General features: G+C 65.5%; 18 protein-coding genes. 9 read left to right on the top strand and 9 right to left on the bottom strand.

Annotated elements, in window-relative coordinates; all coding sequences use genetic code 11:
• Positions 1 to 12: 12 nt before the first annotated feature.
• The gene (locus E2K76_RS10310; protein WP_169053266.1) at positions 13 to 1650 is read left to right on the top strand and encodes a glycosyltransferase 61 family protein; all 1638 of its coding nucleotides are present in this window, start codon (positions 13 to 15) and stop codon (positions 1648 to 1650) included.
• Positions 1651 to 1745: 95 nt separating this feature from the next.
• Positions 1746 to 2072, top strand: a complete 327-nt coding sequence (locus E2K76_RS10305; RefSeq protein WP_136684225.1) for a DUF1330 domain-containing protein — start codon at positions 1746 to 1748, stop codon at positions 2070 to 2072.
• On the opposite strand, the gene E2K76_RS10300 is transcribed toward E2K76_RS10305, so the two are convergent.
• Positions 2054 to 2512, bottom strand: a complete 459-nt coding sequence (locus E2K76_RS10300) for a GNAT family N-acetyltransferase (protein WP_136684224.1) — start codon at positions 2510 to 2512, stop codon at positions 2054 to 2056. The two genes, E2K76_RS10305 and E2K76_RS10300, sit on opposite strands and share 19 nt — an antisense overlap.
• A 742-nt stretch (positions 2513 to 3254) precedes the next feature.
• On the opposite strand from E2K76_RS10300, the gene E2K76_RS20325 reads away from it, so the two are divergent.
• The gene (locus E2K76_RS20325; protein WP_169053265.1) at positions 3255 to 3401 is read left to right on the top strand and encodes a hypothetical protein; all 147 of its coding nucleotides are present in this window, start codon (positions 3255 to 3257) and stop codon (positions 3399 to 3401) included.
• A gap of 3 nt (positions 3402 to 3404) precedes the next feature.
• On the opposite strand, the gene E2K76_RS10295 is transcribed toward E2K76_RS20325, so the two are convergent.
• Both E2K76_RS10295 and E2K76_RS10290 read right to left on the bottom strand, forming a co-directional pair.
• Entirely contained in the window at positions 3405 to 4301 is an 897-nt protein-coding gene (locus E2K76_RS10295) for a dihydrodipicolinate synthase family protein (RefSeq protein ID WP_136684223.1), read from the bottom strand.
• Between the two features lie 5 nt (positions 4302 to 4306).
• A complete protein-coding gene (locus E2K76_RS10290; protein WP_136684222.1) occupies positions 4307 to 4984 on the bottom strand; it encodes a GntR family transcriptional regulator in 678 nt (225 codons plus the stop codon).
• A 109-nt stretch (positions 4985 to 5093) separates the two neighbouring features.
• On the opposite strand from E2K76_RS10290, the gene E2K76_RS10285 reads away from it, so the two are divergent.
• Genes E2K76_RS10285 through E2K76_RS10260 form a run of 6 tightly spaced genes read left to right on the top strand, consistent with a single transcriptional unit; the run spans position 5094 to position 11401 of the window.
• The gene (locus tag E2K76_RS10285) at positions 5094 to 6689 is read left to right on the top strand and encodes an ABC transporter substrate-binding protein (RefSeq protein WP_136684221.1); all 1596 of its coding nucleotides are present in this window, start codon (positions 5094 to 5096) and stop codon (positions 6687 to 6689) included.
• A 16-nt stretch (positions 6690 to 6705) separates the two neighbouring features.
• Entirely contained in the window at positions 6706 to 7725 is a 1020-nt protein-coding gene (locus E2K76_RS10280) for an ABC transporter permease (protein ID WP_136684363.1), read from the top strand.
• Positions 7725 to 8630, top strand: a complete 906-nt coding sequence (nikC, locus tag E2K76_RS10275) for a nickel transporter permease (protein WP_136684220.1) — start codon at positions 7725 to 7727, stop codon at positions 8628 to 8630. The genes E2K76_RS10280 and nikC overlap by 1 nt, the downstream gene beginning before the upstream one ends.
• Positions 8623 to 9465: an ABC transporter ATP-binding protein gene (locus E2K76_RS10270; protein WP_136684219.1), complete on the top strand. Its 843-nt coding sequence runs from the start codon at positions 8623 to 8625 to the stop codon at positions 9463 to 9465. The genes nikC and E2K76_RS10270 overlap by 8 nt, the downstream gene beginning before the upstream one ends.
• Complete coding sequence (locus E2K76_RS10265; RefSeq protein WP_136684218.1) at positions 9462 to 10217, top strand: ABC transporter ATP-binding protein; 756 nt, start codon at positions 9462 to 9464, stop codon at positions 10215 to 10217. Before E2K76_RS10270 ends, E2K76_RS10265 begins: the two co-directional genes overlap by 4 nt.
• Positions 10214 to 11401, top strand: coding sequence for a galactarate dehydratase (locus E2K76_RS10260; RefSeq protein ID WP_136684217.1), 1188 nt, complete (start codon positions 10214 to 10216; stop codon positions 11399 to 11401). The genes E2K76_RS10265 and E2K76_RS10260 overlap by 4 nt, the downstream gene beginning before the upstream one ends.
• Positions 11402 to 11413: 12 nt before the next feature.
• On the opposite strand, the gene E2K76_RS10255 is transcribed toward E2K76_RS10260, so the two are convergent.
• The 6 genes from E2K76_RS10255 to E2K76_RS10230 are packed head-to-tail and all read right to left on the bottom strand — an operon-like array spanning position 11414 to position 18369.
• The gene (locus tag E2K76_RS10255; protein ID WP_136684216.1) at positions 11414 to 12244 is read right to left on the bottom strand and encodes an ABC transporter permease; all 831 of its coding nucleotides are present in this window, start codon (positions 12242 to 12244) and stop codon (positions 11414 to 11416) included.
• 4 nt (positions 12245 to 12248) lie between these two features.
• The gene (locus tag E2K76_RS10250; RefSeq protein ID WP_136684215.1) at positions 12249 to 13136 is read right to left on the bottom strand and encodes an ABC transporter permease; all 888 of its coding nucleotides are present in this window, start codon (positions 13134 to 13136) and stop codon (positions 12249 to 12251) included.
• On the bottom strand, positions 13129 to 14190 hold the full coding sequence (locus tag E2K76_RS10245; RefSeq protein ID WP_136684214.1) for an ABC transporter ATP-binding protein: 1062 nt from the start codon (positions 14188 to 14190) through the stop codon (positions 13129 to 13131). The genes E2K76_RS10250 and E2K76_RS10245 overlap by 8 nt, the downstream gene beginning before the upstream one ends.
• A 21-nt stretch (positions 14191 to 14211) precedes the next feature.
• Entirely contained in the window at positions 14212 to 15369 is a 1158-nt protein-coding gene (locus E2K76_RS10240; RefSeq protein ID WP_136684213.1) for an extracellular solute-binding protein, read from the bottom strand.
• 53 nt (positions 15370 to 15422) lie between these two features.
• Complete coding sequence (locus tag E2K76_RS10235) at positions 15423 to 17276, bottom strand: TRAP transporter large permease (RefSeq protein ID WP_136684212.1); 1854 nt, start codon at positions 17274 to 17276, stop codon at positions 15423 to 15425.
• A 40-nt stretch (positions 17277 to 17316) separates the two neighbouring features.
• The gene (locus E2K76_RS10230; RefSeq protein ID WP_136684211.1) at positions 17317 to 18369 is read right to left on the bottom strand and encodes a LacI family DNA-binding transcriptional regulator; all 1053 of its coding nucleotides are present in this window, start codon (positions 18367 to 18369) and stop codon (positions 17317 to 17319) included.
• Positions 18370 to 18413: the final 44 nt, after the last annotated feature.

Below are 18413 nucleotides of genomic sequence, written 5' to 3'. Positions count from 1 at the left end.
ACGGATCTGTCTATGAAACCCCCTCCCTTCAAGGAAGCTTTCGCGGAGGATTTCTTCATCCCGGGCATCGACCGGGGGATGGCGATCGCGCCGGGTCAGGACAGGCATCCGCAATCGACGCCCCCGATCAAGCTGCACGGCATGGCGCTGGCCAGCGATATCGAACAACGGTTGCGGCTTCTGGCCGAACTCGACGGCATCCGGCAAGGCATCTGGACATGGGGCGCGATGTTCCCCACCGTTCTGGCCGTCGCAGAGGATGTGGGCGTTCACGACAACTGCCTGTCGGTGATGGGGAAATATCTTCTCAGCGCCGGGGCCGCTCGGCGGGTGCGCACCCGCTATGCCAGATCCGGCCCCGAACAGGCGGGGCAGGAGGCCGCCGTCGCCCTGTCCGATCGTATCGCCGCCGCCGCCGACAAGACCGCGCATTTCCCGGTGGCCGAAGGCGATGACTGGCGCGCGCTGCCCCTCGTCATCGACGCGCGGAACCTGCACAACTATTACCATTTCGTCACGGAGACCTTTCCGCTTCTGACGCTGGTCGGGGGTCACGGGCTGTCGGGGCGGGTCGTGATCGTCACGCCCTCGGCCACCATCTTCGATTTCGTTCACGACATGATCGCCACATGGTTCCCCGAGATCCGGGATCGGGTCGATTTCGCACGGGGGCCGCTGGATCTGGACCGGGCGCTGGTCGCGTTCAACACGCGCGACTTCTGGCGGGATTTCCGGGCGCTTGCGCCGCGTGGCGGATCGCCAAGGGTGCCGGACATCCATTCCGTGCCGCGCAACAGCTTCGACGGCCCGGTCGGCGATCTTCGCAGCCATGTCCTTGGCCGCATCGACGCAGCGCCCGCGCCCGCCCGGCTTTACGTCAAGCGCCGATCCAAGCGCGTCCGCCGCATCGTGGGCGAGGCGTTGCTGGAGCCGCTTCTGGCCGATCTGGGGTTCAGGACGATCTTCTTCGAAGACATAAGCGCGCGCGAGCAGGCGCTTGCGGTGTCGCGCGCCGAATGCATCGTCAGCCTGCATGGCGCTGGGCTTGCCAACATGCTTTTCGCCCCGGCGGACTGTCTGGTGGTGGAGCTTTCGAACCTTCAGACCCTGCTGGGCCGTTTCGGCGATTTCAACCCGCTGGCGCTGGCGGCGGGTGTCCGATACCAGCACGTCTTTCTTGACCACGATCACCCCGATACCGCCGCCGTGCCGGATATCCCGTCGGACGGGCTGCGGGGCGTCAGCATGGGCGAATTCGAGGCCAGGGTCATCGCATCGCTGATCCGGGCCAAGCTGGATGCGGCGGGCCACACCCAAGCCATGGACCTGTGCCGCGCGGCGAACGAGACGGCGGAGGGGGCGGACGATCTGCTGACCTCGCACGAGGGCATCCTGTTCCACGAACCCGACTGGCATGTCTGGCGCGCGAATACCTTCTCTCGGATCGGGGACAAGGCGGGGGCATTGTGCCATCTGCGCCACGCGATGATCCTTGCGCCGGACCGGCTGCCCTTGCTGCGCCGCGTCGCGACGCTGGCACAGACCATGGACGACAGGCAGACCTTTCTGGAGGCGATCGCCGGGTTCATGCAAAAGGACCCCGTGAAGTGTCAGGAGTTCCTGCACCGCAACGACTACACCCTCATCTGACCGCCGGCGACGCGGCGATTGAACCGGCCCCCTTCGTTTGCCAAGCTGTGAAGGCCGACCGCGGCCGCGGCGGCCTTCAATGGGAGGGAGAAAGAATGACCGCATTCCTGATCGCCGAGGTGAAAGTCACGAACGACGCCTGGATTCCCGACTATGCCGCCCGCGTGCATGACATCGCGGCCAGGCATGGCGGGCGCTATCTGTCGCGCAGCGGCAGTATCGAGACGTTGGAAGGCGCCCCCACCGACGAGACGCTGATCGCGCTGATCCAGTTTCCCGATCGCGCCGCCGCCCATGCCTTTGCCAACGATCCGGAATACGCCCCCTTCGCCAAGGCGCGGCAGGACGGCTCGGTCAGCCATTTCCGCGTGATCGACGACACGGATCTGGCGGGTGCGATCCCCTATCTTCCCAAGCCCTGACCGGGCGCGCGGCGCTTTTCCAGCCGGATGTCACCATTGCCCAGATCCTGCTCGTTCGACCAGCCCAGGCGGCGATAGAAACCGGCGGCGCGCGTCGCCTTGCCGGTTTCCAGCCAGCACAGCGGGTGGCGTTCGAAAAGTTGGCGCTCGGCCAGTTCAACAAGGCGGCGGCCGATGCCCCTGCCTTCGTGGGACGGAAGCACGAAAGCCGCGAACAGCGCCCCTTCGACGGCGTCGATCATCGCGAACCCGATCACGCCGTCGCCGCCCACGGCGACCCAGGCGCATGGCCCTGCTGCGATCATGTCGGTGACCGATTGCGCGGTGATCCCCATCTTGGTCAATTCGGCCATCGTCAGGGCATTCTCGGTCACCGCAGTGCGGACATGGAAGATCGCTGTGACGTCCGAAGGCAGGGCCGGTCTGATTTCGATGTTCATGCTCGAGCCTTTAACCTGCACGGGGTCCGAAGCGCCAGCGGCTGGCGGAACCTGTCCAAAAAGACATGTCCGCTTTGACAACTTCTCCGACACGCGAATCTCTGCGATGAAATTCACGCGGATGAGAGATGTTCGCGCCTGATGCGCCTTGCCTGCCCCGTCCCTCAAGCGAGAAAGGGACATTTCCTGCCCGCGAAGACGTTCCGAGTTCTTTGTTTACCTGTTGATTGTTAACAAGTTACTTCGATTTACGAGTCGGTGCATTCCTAGTATTGCCGAATTTGGTGATACCAGCGGCGGCAGGCTTCCCCCTGTCGCCGCTTGTCTGCCGAACGCTGCCGCTCCAGACAATCGGGAACAAAAAAATGCCCTGCAGCTTTGGTGTCTTTGGACAGCATTGGAAAACGATTGCATGGACAAGGCATTGCTGGTCATGGTCGTCATAGGCGTCCTGTTGATCGTCATGACGGGGCTGGCCGCGACGCAATAGCGTAACGCGGCGATTGCGAGAATCGTTTTACAGGGTATGGTTGTTCCTATGCCCACAGGACCGGGCAGTTCTTATGGGGATCGGCCCATGTTTCCGCCACTCTTGATCCTGATCGAAACGACCGGCTTCGTCTTCGGACTGGCCGGTATCGGCATATGCGTCGCGCTTTTCATTCTGTCGCGCTGGTGAATGATCGCGGGCCTTGCCACGATTTCGCCCTAAGTATGGCTTTCCGCACATACTGGAGGGCACATGGCCGGATATCACAAACGCATCGACGAAGTGACTGCCGCCGCGCAGGAGATCATGGACGCCGAACGCGAGGCGCGGGACAGCAAGACGGCGCGATTGCGTGCCGCCCGCCTTGCCGCCGAATCCGCCCCGAAGACGAAGGACTGATCGTCACGCCGCCTTTTGCGCGGCGATGATCGATTCCAGTTCCGCCCGCTCGGCATCCGACAGTTTCGGAACGCCGGGCAGGCGCACCGCGCCCATGTCGGTGCCAAGGATGGCCAGCGCCTCCTTCACCACGGTCACGTTCGATCCGTTGCGGTAATGGGTGCGCAGCTCCTCGAACCCCGCGAAACGGTTGATCAGCTTGCGCGCCGCCGGGTAATCGCCCCGGACCAGCGCCGCATGCACCTGAAGCGAAACCTCGGGAAAGACGTTGACGAAGCCCGAGGTGAACCCCTGCGCGCCGATGGCATAGAAGGCGGGCGCCCAGGCTTCGGCCAGACCGCAGACCCAGATCGTGTCCAGATCCTCGGTCTGGCGGATCACGTCGGCCAGCAGCATCAGGTTGGTCGAGGCGTATTTGACCCCCGCGACATTCTCATGCGTGCCAAGACGGCGGAAATCATCGACCGAGAAGGTGTCGGTGCGGACATAGGCGATGACCGGGACGGTCGCCGCATCGGCCAGCGCAAGAAAGTAATCCACCTGCGCGCCGGGGCTGGCGAAGGGGTCCATCGGATGGTGGCTCATGATCGCGCCGCATCCGGCGGCGATGGCGTCGCGCGCCAGCGACTTCGCCTCGACCAGCGACCGGCCCACGGCGGCGCTGATCAGGGTGCGGCCCTCGGCGGCTTCGGCGGTGATGGCGTGGACGCGGCGGATTTCATCCAGCGACAGCGAAAAGAACTCGCCCGTATTGCCCGCCGCCATCAGGTTGTGGATGCCCGCATCCGCCAGCCGCCGGATCAGCGGCGTCAGCAGCCCCGCATCGATCTGCCCGTCCGGGCCATAGGGCGTGACCGGAACCCCGGAGATACCTTTGAGCGCCTGCCTGATCGTGTCCATTCGGGTCAGTCCTTTTCCTTGGAAAAAACGAGAGTGAGGAAGCTTTCGCCCGCGCGCAGGACGTGGGCCTTCATCGCCGCCTCGGCCCCGGCCGGATCGCGCGCGATCACGGCGGCGCCGACGGCGGAATGTTCGTCGAACGCCTGCTGTCGCTCGCGCGGGTCCATGTGGATCACCCGGCGCGCGCCGCTGTCATAGACGTCCTGCCGGTCGTTCAGCACGCGCAGGTAATTGGCCCGCGCGACGGACCGGATAAGGTCGTGGAACACCTCGTTCAGGCGGATCAGATCCTCGACCCCGCCATCGGCCGTCGCGCGGCGCATTTCGTCCAGCACCTGCTGCAAGGCGGGGATGTCGGCATCGGTGATCCGCTGGGCGGCCAGCCGGGCGATGGTGGATTCGATGGCGGCGCGGGCCAGGATCATCTCCTCGGCCCAGGCGTAATCGAAGCGCACGATGACACCGCTGCGTGGTTTGGTCAGCACCAGCCCGTCGGCTTCCAGTTGCCGCAACGCCTCCTTCACGGGCGTCGTGCTGACGCCAAGCTGCTGCGCAAGGCTGCGTTCGTTCAGCCGCGTGCCCGGCGCGTATTGGCCCGAAAGGATCGCCTGCCGCAGCGCCCGGTGGACATGTTCGCGCAGGCTGGCCGTCGCGATGGCGTCAAGCGGAACGAGGGTTGCCATGACAAATCTTTCGTTGACGGATGGGCGTTGTTGTGAAATCTGATATACCACATACCAGATGCTGTCGATTGGAAAACGGCATCCCGGGTCCTTGGGGGAGGAGACAACGATGCTACGACGTCAGTTTCTGGCGACCGCTGCCGCATGGCCGATGGTTGCCGTTTTGCCGAAACTCGCATGGGGCGCGACCCCGCAGGACCAGTTCGTCATCGCGACCAACATGACGACGATGCGCGGCGTCGATCCGCACGAGGCGAACCAGATCGAATCCATCGAGATCCTCGCCAACCTCTATGACCGGCTGGTCTATTTCGAACCCGACAACCTGACCGAACCCAAGCCGCAACTGGCGACCGAATGGACCGTGTCCGAGGATGGCCGCACCTTCACCTTCACCATCCGCGAGGGCGTCTCCTTCCATTCCGGCAATCCGCTGACGGCCGATGACGTGGCATGGTCGCTGCACCGGCTGGTCAAGCTGGGCCTGTCGCCCGCGATCGACCTGCGCCAATGGGGCTTCACCGACGAAAACGTCGAAACGCTGATCCGCGCCACCGACGAACGGACCGTCGTGATCGAAACGCCCGAGGTCTGGAACGAAAGCCTGATCCTCGGCTCGCTGGCCAGTTCGGGCTGTTCGGTCGTGGACCGCACATTGGCGCTGGAGCAGGAGCGCGACGGCGACATGGGCCGCGCCTTCATGCAGGCGGCGGATGCGGGGTCGGGGCCGTTCTCGCTGCGCAATTTCCGCCCGAACGACGTGCTGATGGCCGATGCCTATGCCGATTACTGGAACGGCGCGCCTGCGATGCGGCGGGTCATCATGCGGCACATGCCCGAATCCTCGGTCCAGCGGCTGCAACTGGAAGCGGGCGATCTGGACGTCGCGACGCGCCTGTCCTCGACCGATCTTGCGGGGTTCGAGGCGGCGGGCAGCATCGACATCCAGAAGGTGCCGGGCTTCGGGTTCTATTACATCGCGCTGAACCAGAAGGATGACATCCTGTCCCGCCCGCAGGTGCGCGAGGCGTTCCGTTACCTGATCGACTATGACGGGTTGGCCAATTCGATCATGCGGTATTACGGCGTGATGCGGCAGACGATCATCCCGACCGGGCTGCCGGGGGTGCTGGATCAGGCGCCCTACAAGCTGGACATCGAAAAGGCCAAATCGCTGCTGGCCGAGGCGGGGCTGCCGGACGGGTTCAGCAAGAACTGCTATCTGCCCGCAGGCACCCCCTATTTCGAATTCGCGCAGTCGCTTCAGGCCAATGCCGCCCAGGCGGGGATCAAACTGGAGCTGCTGGTCGGCGATTACCTTGGCAAGTTCCGCGAACGGACCACAGACATCTATTTCGCCCGCAGCGGCGAACGGCTGCCCGATCCGCATGCGATCCTGCAAAGCTATGCCTCCAACTCCGACAACAGCGACGGCGCACCGCTCAGCGGGCTCTTGGCGTGGCGGTCGGCCTGGGACGTGCCGCAGTCCTTGCAGGAAAAGGTGCGGGCCGCGGCGCGGGAAACCAATCCCGACACGCGATCCGAGATCTATGCCGCGCTGAACGAGGAATACCTGAACGCCTCGCCCGCGCTGATCACCTCGTTCGAACGGATCGACGTGAAGGCGGTCGCCGCGCGGGTCAGCGGATATGTCGGCCATCCGACATGGGTGACCCGCTGGGACAACGTGACCAAGGACGCGTAAGGTGGGCGCGGGGGGAATGGCGCTGGCGGGGGCGGGGCGCAAGCTCGCGACCTCGATCGGCGTGATCGCGACGACGCTGTTCGGGCTGCTGGCGCTGACCTTCATCATCGGGCGGATGGTTCCGGCCGATCCGGTGCTGGCGATCCTTGGCGATACGTTCGATCAGGCGGCCTATGACCGGGTGTATCAGTCGCTGGGGCTGGACCGGCCGCTGTATGTGCAGTTCTTCCAATACGTCCAGAACATCGTGCAGCTGGATTTCGGCCAGTCGAACGTGACCAAGAACATGGTCGCGTCCGATCTGGCGCGCGTGTTCCCGGCCACGCTGGAACTGGCGATCCTTGCCATCTTCATCGGCACCGTGCTGGGCGTGCCGCTTGGCATCGTGTCGGCGGTGCGGCGCGGAACATGGGTGGATCATCTAGGGCGCGTCGTCGGGCTTTTGGGCCATTCGACGCCGATCTTCTGGCTTGGGACCATGGTGATCCTGATCTTCTATGCCGGGCTGGGCTGGATACCCGGCGGCGGGCGGATCGACCTTTACAACGACGGGCTGGTCGATGGGCCGACCGGGATGCTGATCCTTGACGCCGCGCTGGCGGGGGAATGGGAGGTGTTCGCTTCCGCCATCCACCACATCCTCGCCCCCGCTTTGCTACTGGGATATGCCGCGATGGCGTATCTGAGCCGGATGAGCCGCAGCTTCATGCTGGAGCAACTGGGGCAGGAATACATCCTGACCGCGCGGGCCAAGGGGCTGGCGCAGCGCCCCATCGTCTGGAAACACGCCTTCCGCAACATCCGCGTGCAGCTTCTGACCGTGGTGACGCTGGCCTTCTGCGGCCTTCTGGACGGCGCCGTGCTGATCGAGACGGTGTTCGGCTGGCCGGGCCTTGGCCAATACCTGACGGCGGCGCTGTTCTATGCCGACATGAACGCGGTGCTGGGATCGGTGCTGCTGATCGGGCTGATCTCCATCGTGATCAACCTGCTGTCCGACATCGTTTACCGCTTCGTCGATCCGAGGACCCGCTGATGACCACCGTTCCGAAACTCCGCGCCTGGCTGCTGACCGAGGATTTCACCTCGGCCCGCCATGCCCGCGCGCATCAGGCCTATCTGTCGTGGCTGCGGTTCAGTTCGAACCCGCTGGCCTTCGGCGGGCTGGCGGTGATCGTGCTGCTGACGCTGATCGCGGCGCTGGCGCCCTTGGTCGCGACCTATGACCCGTTCGCGCAGGATTTCTCCCGCGCCTTGCAGGCCCCTTCCGCCGCGCATTGGTTCGGCACGGATGAACTTGGCCGCGACGTCTATTCCCGCCTTGTCTGGGGGGCGCGGACGACGCTTTACATCGCGATCCTCGTGACCGTGATCGTCGGGCCGATCGGCTTCGTCATCGGGGCGACGGCGGGGTATCTGGGGGGCTGGGTCGATACGGTGCTGATGCGGATCACCGACATCTTCCTCGCCTTTCCCAGCCTTGTTCTTGCGCTGGCCTTTTCCGCCGCCCTCGGGCCGGGGATCGAGAATGCGGTCATCGCCATCGCCCTGACCATCTGGCCACCGGTGGCGCGGCTGGTCCGGGCCGAAACGCTGACCTTCCGCCATTCCGACTTCGTGGTCGCGGCGGAACTGCAAGGCGCCTCCACCCCGCGCATCCTGTTTCGATACATCGTGCCGCTTTGCGCGCCGTCGGTCATCATCCGGCTGACGCTGAACATGGCGTCGATCATCCTGACGGCGGCGGGGCTTGGGTTCCTTGGCCTTGGGGCGCAGCCGCCGATGCCGGAATGGGGCGCGATGGCGGCGCAGGGGCGGCAATACCTGCTGGACGCATGGTGGCTGACGGCGGTGCCGGGCATCGCGATCCTGATCGTCAGCCTTGCCTTCAACCTGCTCGGCGATGGGCTGCGCGATATTCTGGACCCGAAACATGGCTGAACCCCTTTTGTCCGTGCGGAACCTGACGGTGGAATTTCCGTCGCTGCACCGCATCCGCCCCGCCGTCAGCGGCGTTAGCTTCGATCTGGGGCGCGAGAAGGTCGGCATCATCGGCGAAAGCGGGTCGGGCAAAAGCACCTGCGGGCGGGCGATCATGCGCCTGCATCCGGGGCGCACCCGCATCACGGCGGATCGGATGGCCTTCATGGGGCAGGACCTCTTGACCCTGCCGGAACGCCAGATGCGGGCCATCCGCGGCCACCGGATCGCGATGATCCTGCAGGACCCGAAATATTCGCTGAACCCGGTGATGACGGTGGGCGAGCAGATCGCCGAGACCGTGATCCTGCATGAACGCCTGCCGCGCCGCGCCGCCCGCCTGCGCGCGATGGAAATGCTGGAAAAGGTCCATATCCGCGATCCCGAACGGGTGATGCGCCTTTACCCGCACGAGGTGTCGGGCGGCATGGGCCAGCGGGTGATGATCTCGATGATGCTGATCGCGAAACCGGCGCTGATCATCGCGGACGAGCCGACCTCGGCGCTGGACGTGTCGGTGCGCCAGCAGGTGCTGGCCATTCTGGACGAACTGGTCACGGACAGCGACATGGGCCTTCTGTTCATCTCGCACGATCTGAACCTTGTGCGCAGCTTCTGCGACCGGGTGCTGATCATGTATGCGGGCCGCGTGGTGGAGGAGATCGCCGCCGCCGATCTGGACCGCGCCCAGCACCCCTATACGCGCGGGCTGCTGGAGGCGCTGCCCAGCCTGACCGAGCCCAAGGACCGGCTGGCCGTGTTGCGGCGCGATCCGGCATGGGAGGTGGGGGCATGATCGAAGTCAAGGACCTGCATGTCAGCTTCGGCGCCAACCATGTCGTGCGCGGCGTCGATATGACCGTGGCGGCGGGCGAATGTTTCGGGCTGGTGGGCGAATCCGGCTGCGGGAAATCCACCGTTCTGGGGGCCATCGCGGGGCGGGTAAAACGCTGGCAGGGCAGCATCACGGCGGCGGGGTCGGCGCTGCGCCCCGAACGGCGCACGCTGGCGCAGCTTCGGCTGCAACAGATGGTGTTTCAGGACCCGTTCGGCTCGCTCCACCCCCGGCACACGATCGGGCGCGCGCTGTCCGAACCGTTGGAGATCCACGGCATCGGCGATCGCGAAGCGCGGATCGAACAGGCGCTGGACCGCGTCGGCCTGCCGCGCCGCTTTCGCTTCCGCTATCCCCACCAGCTTTCGGGCGGGCAGCGCCAGCGCGTCGCCATCGCCCGCGCCCTGATCCTGGAGCCGAAGGTGCTGCTGCTGGACGAGCCGACCTCGGCGCTGGACGTGTCGATCCAGGCGGAAATCCTGAACCTGCTGAAGGATCTGCGCCAGCAGCAGGGGCTGACCTATGTGCTGGTCAGCCATGACATGGCGGTCGTTGCGCATCTAAGCGACCGGATCGCCGTGATGCAGAACGGCACCTTCGTCGAGGTCGCGCCGCGTGCGGCGATGATCTCGGGCGATCTGTCCCATCCCTATACCCGAATGCTGCGCGAGGGCAGCCTCGGATACCGTCCGACCGAAAAGGAAGCACTATGAAGATCGACCGGATGCGGGTGTTCATGACCCGCGACAAGGACCGCCCGCGCGTGATCGTGGCGCTGGACACCGATGACGGGCTGACGGGCTGGGGCGAATGCTACAACCACGGGCCGGATTTGGCGCTGCCGCCACTTCTGGATTACCTTTACGGCTTCATCGCGGGCAAGGACCCGACGCGGGTGGATTACCTCGTGAACTACATGATCCAGCAATGCCGCTTTCCGCCGGGGGCGCTTGGGCTGGCGGCGATTTCGGGGCTGGATCATTGCCTGTGGGATCTGGCGGCCAAGGCGGCGGGGGTTCCCGTCTATAAACTGCTGGGGGGCGAGGTCCGGGACCGCATCAAGGTCTATGCCGGCGTCTATACCGCGCCCGATGTGGGGGCGGCGAAAGAGGAGCTGGACCGGCTGCACGAGGGTTGGGGGTTTTCGGCCTTCAAGCTCAGCCCGTGGCGGGTCAACCTGCACGCCCATCGCTGGGGCGAGGTGGTGCGCGCATCCGCCGAATATTTCCGCGAGTTGCGTGAGACGGTGGATAACAGCTATGAGATCGCCTTCGACGCCCATGCCCAGATCTTCGACGTGCAGGCCGCGCGCACGCTTGGCAACGCGCTGGCCCCCTATGATCCCCTGTTCTTCGAAGAACCGCTGCGCCCCGAGAATATCGAGATCTATGGCGATCTGAAGCAGGGCCTCGCCTGTCCGCTGGCGACCGGAGAGTCGCTTTACAACCGCAACGAATTCCTGCGGCTGTTGCAGGTCAAGGGGGCGGACCTGATCCAGCCCGACATCTGCGTGGTGGGCGGCATCTCGGAAATGCGCCGCATCGCGACCTTGGCCGAGGCGCATTTCGTCGGCATCGCGCCGCACAACCCGATGGGGCCTCTGGCGACGGCGGTGAACGTGCATTTCTCCGCCGCGCAGCAGAACTTCCGCATTCTGGAATATCGTCTGCCGATCGGGCAGGTCTACAGCTATGGCGGAACGGATGTGCAGCGAACCGAGGCTTCGGCCCGCTATGTCGTCGATCCCTATCTGCCGAAGGACGGCTATCTGGAGCTGCGCCCCGACCGCCCCGGCTGGGGGGTGGAGATGGACGAGGCCGCGATGCAGGAAGACGGTTACATCCACTGGCAACGGCGGGTGCCGACGCGGCCCGACGGCTCCTACGCTTTCGCGTAGGGGCCGCGCGCTTCAGTGTTTCGCCCGCGCCACGATCTGCGTCGGGTTCACGAACCGCAGCGCGATCAAGAGCCAGATCAGCGACGTGACCATATAGATCACCGCCATCGCGTCGATCGACTGCACCGACCGCACCCCCGCCGCGAACACCGAATAATACAGCGAGACGACCAGCGTCTGGCTGGTCGGGCCGGCGGTCAGGAAGGTCAGCTCGAACATCGCCACGGTGCGGACCAGCACCAGCAGCATCGATGCAAGGATGCCGGGGATCAGCATCGGCAGCAGCACAAAGCGGAACAGCTTGAACGTGCCTGCGCCGAACACCCGCGCGGCGGCTTCGACCTTGGGGTCGATCTGTTCGATGAACGGGATCATCACAAGGATCACGAAGGGCACCGTCGGCACAAGGTTCGCCAGCACCACGCCCCAGAAGGTCCCCCCCACGCCGACCTTGTAAAGCACCGTCGCCAGCGGAATCCCGAAGGTGATCGGCGGCACCAGAAGCGGCAGCAGAAAGATCAGCAGCACGAACCGCTTGCCCGGAAAATCCCGCCGCGCCATGGCATAGGCCGCCGTGACGCCCAGCAGCCCCGACAGAAGCACCACCGTGAAGACGATCTGGAACGTGACCAGCAGCACGTGATCCAGCTGGAACTCCCGCCATGCGGCCAGATACCATTTCGTCGTCAGCGCCTCGGGCAGCCATGTGCCAAGCCAGCGCGTGCCGAAGGACGACACCACCACCGCCGCGATCACCGCCAGCACGTTCAGCACGAAGAACCCCGTCACCGCCCAGACAGCCGTGATCCAGAGCTTGGAGAGCAGAGAAGTATCGCGGATCATCGTCTCATCCTTTCCCGCCAGCGGTCGAGCCGCGATAGAACAGCGACCGCACGCCCAGCAGCGAGGCCACCACCAGAAGCTGCACCGCCGCCATGATCATCGCGATGGCCGAGGCCATGCTGTCGTCATATTGTTCGAACGCGGCCTGCGCGGCGGCGATGGAGATCACCCGCGTCGGCCCCGATGGCGCGCCCAGCAGCACGGCGGATGGAAACACCGCAAAGGCCTGCACGAAGGTCAGGCAGGCCGCCACCACCAGCCCCGGCACCAAGAGTGGCAGCATCACGAACCGGAACCGCTGCCAGCTGTTCGCGCCATGCGTCGCCGCCGCCCGTTCCAGCGCCGGGTCGATCCCGGTGATGTAGGACAGCGTCAAAAGGAACGTGAACGGGAACACGGTGATGACCAGCGACACCAGCACGCCCCAGTAGTTGTTGGTCAGCTTCAGCGGGTTGTCGATGAACCCGACCGCCATCAGCGTCCGGCTGAACCACCCCTGCGGGCCAAGGTAGTTCAGCAGCCCTTCGGCCACCAGAACCGTGCCCAGCGTCACCGGCAGCACCAATATCGTGGTCAGCAGCCGCTGCCGCTTCATCAGCCGCACGCGCATCGCGATGGGAACGGCCAGAAGGATGCTCAGCAGCGTGACCGGGATCGCGAGCCACAGCGTCGCGCCGATGGTCTTGTAAAGGTAGGGGTCCGAGAAGAACTTCGCGTAATTGGCCAGCGCGCCGCCGCCTTCCAGCGGGTTGAAGGACAGCACCAGCCCATACAGGAACGGATAGATGAACACCGCCACCACGAAGATCAGCGCGGGCAGGATCAGCAGCGTCACGCCGTCGATGCCGCGATTGGCAAGGCGCTGGCGCAGGCCGGGGGTCAGGTCATCCATGCGCGCCCCCGGCAAAGACCAGCGCCCGCGCCGGGTCGATCACCAGCGCGATGCGGCTGCCAAGCGCAAGGTGGCGCGGGCTGTGAAAGATCATCTCCATCCCGCTGTCCGTCCGGGCGGTGCCGACATGCTCGCGGCCGCGATATTCAATGGTCTCCACCGTCGCGGGCAGGCCATCGGTGCCAAGCGCCACATCGTCGCCCCGCGCGGCCAGTGTCGCAGCGTCGCCCACCGCCAGCGCATCCATCGCGCGGCCGGACAGTTCCGCGTCGCCCACGGCGATGAAGGCGGTGCCGCCTTCGATTCGCGTGACGCGGCCTGCGACCTTGTTGCGGAACCCCATGAATTCGGCCACGTCCAGATAGGCCGGGCTTTCGTATAATTCATGCGGCGGGCCGACCTGCCGGATGGACCCGTCGCGCAGAACGACGATGCGGTCGGCCAGCGACAGCGCCTCGTCCTGATCATGGGTGACATAGATCGTCGTCGCACCCAACTGGTTGTGGATGCGCCGGATCTCGGCCCGCATCTCCAGCCGCAGCTTGGCGTCAAGGTTCGACAGCGGCTCGTCCATCAGCACCAGTGGCGGTTCGATCACGATGGCGCGGGCGATGGCGACGCGCTGCTGCTGGCCGCCCGAAAGCTGGCCGGGCAGCTTGTCGCCCTGACCTTGCAGCCGAACCAGCGCCAGCGCGGCCTCGGCCCGGCGGGTCACTTCGGCGCTGGGCAGGCCGCGCATCTTCAGCCCGAAGCCCACGTTCTGCAGCACCGTCATATGCGGGAACAGGGCATAGTTCTGGAACACCATGCCGAAGCCCCGATCCTCGGGCTTGAGCTGGTCGATCCGCCGCCCGTCAAGGAAGATGCCGCCCCCCGTGGTGCCCAGAAGCCCCGCGATGCAGTTGAGCGCGGTGGACTTGCCGCAGCCCGACGGGCCGAGAAGGGCGATGAATTCGCCCTTCCCGACCGTGAGGTCGATTTCGTTCAGCGCGTTGAAAGCCCCGAACGACCGGCTCATCCGGTCGAGGCGAAGCTCGGTAAAAGATGCGGACATGCGCAGCTCCAATAAGGGGGGTCAGCCGGCGGCCACTTCCTCGTCCCAGCGGCGGAAGGCGGTCACGAGCGCGGCAGGTTCCAGCGGCAACTCGATCGGGTTGTTCGCGATCCAGTCCTCGTATTCGGGGCGTCCGAATTCGGCGATGATGTCCTGGCTGGATTGCGGCGCCATCGACAAGGGCACGTCCTTGACCGCCGGACCGGGATAGAAATAGCCCGCGTCATAGGAATAGGCCTGCTGTTCGGGCTGAAGCGCAAAAGTGATGAACTGCATCAGCGCGGCGATCTTTTCCTCGGACACGCCTTTGGGGATGGCGAAGTAATGCGCGTCGCAGACCCAGTGGAAGCCGTCCAGCTTGGCCACCATCGCTTCCTTTTGCACGACGCCAAGGGCGCGGGGGTTGATGTCCCAGCCGGTGGTGGTCACGGTCATGTCGCGCGTGCCCTCGCCCAGCTCCTTCATCAGCGCGCCGGTGCCCGCGGGATAGTATTCGATATGCTGGTGCAGCTCCTTCAAATAGGCCCACGTCTTGTCCCAGCCCTTCGCCGGGTCCTTGGGATCGGCATCGCCCAGAAGATAGGGCAGCCCCATCAGGAACGTGCGCCCCGGACCCGAATTCGCGGGCCGCGCATAGATGAACTTGCCGGGGTTTTCGCGCGCATAGGCCAGAAGCTCCTCGGCCGTGGTCGGCACCTTGGCCACCTTGTCCGGCATGTATTCCAGCAAGGGGCCCGAGGGGTAATAGGACACGACCACGCCCTTTCCTTGCCCCATCCCCTGCATCCGCCATGCCGGGTCCTGATAGATCGCCTGCAGATCCGGCAGCCCCGAATCCGGCAGCGCCATGATGTCGGTCCAGATATCGTCCGCCAGCCCCGCCGAAAGCGCGTCCGGGCCGATGATGACCAGATCGATATCCACCCGGTTCGCGCGTTGCTGCGCGCGGACCTTGCCGGGCAGTTCCGGGGCAGGGGCCTTGTTGAAGGTGAAGCGCGACACGACATCGGGATGCGCGGCGGCGAAGTTGTCGAAGATCGGCTGTGTCAGGGCAAGGTTGCCCGCCGCGTCGATGACGTTCAGCGCGACCGGCGATCCTTGCGCCCATGACATGCGCGGCAGGGCCAGCCCCGCCCCCGTAAGGGCGATGAAACTGCGACGTGAGACTTTGGGATTCATGGCTTACTCCTCCGGTTGCCATTGCCGCGCCCCCTCCCAAGGGCGGCGGGTCGTCAAAGATAGGCGGTGGACAGCGCCGGGATGAACGCGATCAGCAAAAGGCCGACGATCAGCGCGGCGATATAGGGCCAGATCGCGCCCATCGCCTCGTCCGGCGGGACGTTCCCGATCTTGCAGGCGATATAGAATCCGATGCCGATGGGCGGGGCCATCAGGCCGACATTCATCGCGGTCACCACCACCATCGAATAATGGATGTCGTTGATGCCCAGATTGGCGGCGATGGGGAACATGATCGGTGCCATCAGCACGATCGCGGGCAGCCCTTCCAGCACGCAGCCCAGAACCGCGAAGACGGCGATCGTCACCAGCATATAGGTGACCCAGCCCCCCGGCAGATCCGTCACCAGCCGCGCCATGTGGAAGGCAAAGCCGGTCTGCGTCAGCGCCCATGCCATCGCGGATGCGGCGCCAAGGATGATCAGGATCGCCCCCGACAGCGCCGCCGTTTCCACCAGCATCGACCACAGCCGCGCGGGTCTGATCCCGCCATACAGCACCATCCCGATCACCAGCGCATAGAGGACGGCCAGCGTGGACACCTCGGTCGCCGTCGCGATGCCGCCCCCAACGGCGGACCGGATCAGAAAGGGCAGCACCAGCGCCGGGGCCGCGATCACCGCCGCCCGCCCGATGACGCGCAACGGCGCACGGCGCACACCGTCCATCACCTCATGCCGCGCCTTCCAGCGGGCCAGCACCGCCAGCACCAGCAGAAGCACCATCGCGATCACGAAGCCCGAGGTGAACAGCCCCGCGATCGACACCCCCGCGACCGATCCCAGCACGATCAGCACGATGGACGGCGGCACGGTATCGGCCATCGCCGCCCCGGTCGCCAGCAGGGCGATCATCTCCTTCGGCTTGTGCCCGCGGCGTTTCATCTCGGGGAACAGGGCCGGGGCGACGGTGGCCATGTCCGACACCTTGGACCCCGAGATCCCCGACACCAGAAACAGCGACCCCAGCAGGACATAGGACATCCCCGCCTTCACATGCCCCAGCATCGAGGCCAGCAGCTCCACGATGGCGCGTCCCATCCCCGTCGCGTCCAGAATGCAGCCCAGCATCACGAAGATCGGCACCGACAGCAGCACGAGCGAGGACATCCCCTCGTCCATGCGCCCGACCAGAACCATCGTCGGCATGGATGTGGTGAAGGTCAGGAAGGTCAGCGCCCCAAGCCCGAAGCAGAAGGCGATGGGCACGCCAAGCGCCAGAAACAGCGCGACGAAGACGACGAGGAAGATGAAGATGTTGCCATAGCCAAGCCCCGGCAGCATGGGCGAGATCAGCCACAGCGCCAGCGCCGCCGCCGCCACGATGCCCACCGCCGCGCCCACTTCGGCCAAGGGTGCGGATCGCAGCGCATCGCGCGCCACCAGCACCAGCATCAGCGCCACGCCCACCGGCAAGGCGGCGGTGCGATAGCTGAGCGGAATGTTCAGCGCGGCAGAGGTGATGTAGGATTCCTCGACCATGTATTCCCATGCGGGATGCAGCATCGCCAGCAGGAACGCCCCCACCAGCACCAGCGCCAGCAGATGCGCGCGGCGGCCCAGCGCGGGCGGCAACTGGTTCACGAACAGCGTCAGGCGCAGATGTTCGGCCCGGTCCACCGCAATCGCGGCCCCCAGCATCGCCAGCCACAAAAAGCAGATCGACGACGCCTCATCCACCCAGATCAGGGGCGAGCCGAGCACATAGCGCGACACCACCCCCGCCAGCAAAAGCCCGATGATCGTGACCAGAAGCGCCGCCGCAGCCACTTCCACGGGCCGCATCAGCGCCGATCCCGCCTGCAATCCCGGCGTCGGTATCTCCTCCGCCTCGCTCAGCATCGTCATCACTCCCCCCCTTTCGCGCAGCCTCCCCGCCGCGCGCCGCTCAGCCCACAGGGGCTGGCAGATTTTCCCTGAACACCACCTCGATCCGCATCGGCGGCGGTTCGGCCACCGGGCGCCGCGCCAGCAGGTCGGCCATCAGCGTGCCGCATTGGCGCACCGTGTCGTCGGCGCTTTGGGTGATGACGGCCTCCATCGTGCCGTCCATCAGCAGCTTGCGCGTGTCGGCGGTCAGCCCGTGGCCGACGAAGACCACATCGCGTTCGCGCCGCGCGTCCCTCAGCGCCCGCGCCACCCCCGTCGCGCCGCCGCCGATGTTGTAGATGCCGGCCAGATCGGGGTGCTGGGTCAGAAGCACCCGCATCTGGCGTTGGTTCGTCGCCTCGTCGTCATGGCCTTCGCGCAGGCCGACGACCTCGATCTGCGGATACAATTCGCGCAGGATGTCCAGAAACCCCATCTCCCGTTCGCCATGCGCGCGATATCCAAGGCTACCCGCGATCATCGCCACCTTGGCCGGGCGCTGCGGGATGAAGCGGGCCAGAAGATAGCCCGCCATCCGCCCTGCCGCCCGGTTGTCCAGCCCGAAATACGCAGCCCGCCCCGCATTGGCGACGTCCGAGATCATCGTCGCGACCGGGATGCCGCGATGGGTCAGGTCGGCCACGGCCTCGCGCACCAGCGGGTGTTCGATGGCCATGAAGGCGATCCCATCCGCGTTCCTGCCGCAGCGGGTGATGGCCTTGGCCAAAGCCTCGGCGTCGAAGGCGCGCACGAACTCCACGCGCGGCTTCAGGCGCAGGCGTTCGAACCACGGGGTCAGCGCCACGATCCGGCGGCCAAGCTGCGCGATATAGCGGTTGCCGCCATCGGGCAGGATGAACGAGATCTGCCCCTTGGCCCCCACCTCCAGCGTGCGCTCGTCCGCCGGGTCCAGATACCCAAGCTCCGCCGCCGCCTTCAACACGCGCGAGGTGGTCAGCGACCGCACCCCCGCCCGCCCGTTCAGCACGCGGTCCACGGTGGCCGTGGACACTTCGGCCGCGCGGGCGACGTCGGATACTGTGGGGCGGCGGCGCGTGTCGGATTCCATCATTTCGCATCATAAAGAAGATTTGACTACATCAAGCCTAGGATGGA

The organism is Falsirhodobacter xinxiangensis, from assembly GCF_004959935.1.
Lineage (GTDB): Bacteria > Pseudomonadota > Alphaproteobacteria > Rhodobacterales > Rhodobacteraceae > Falsirhodobacter > Falsirhodobacter xinxiangensis.
Note: the sequence above shows the minus strand (reverse complement) of the source record. Positions and strands in the feature narration are given on the sequence as shown.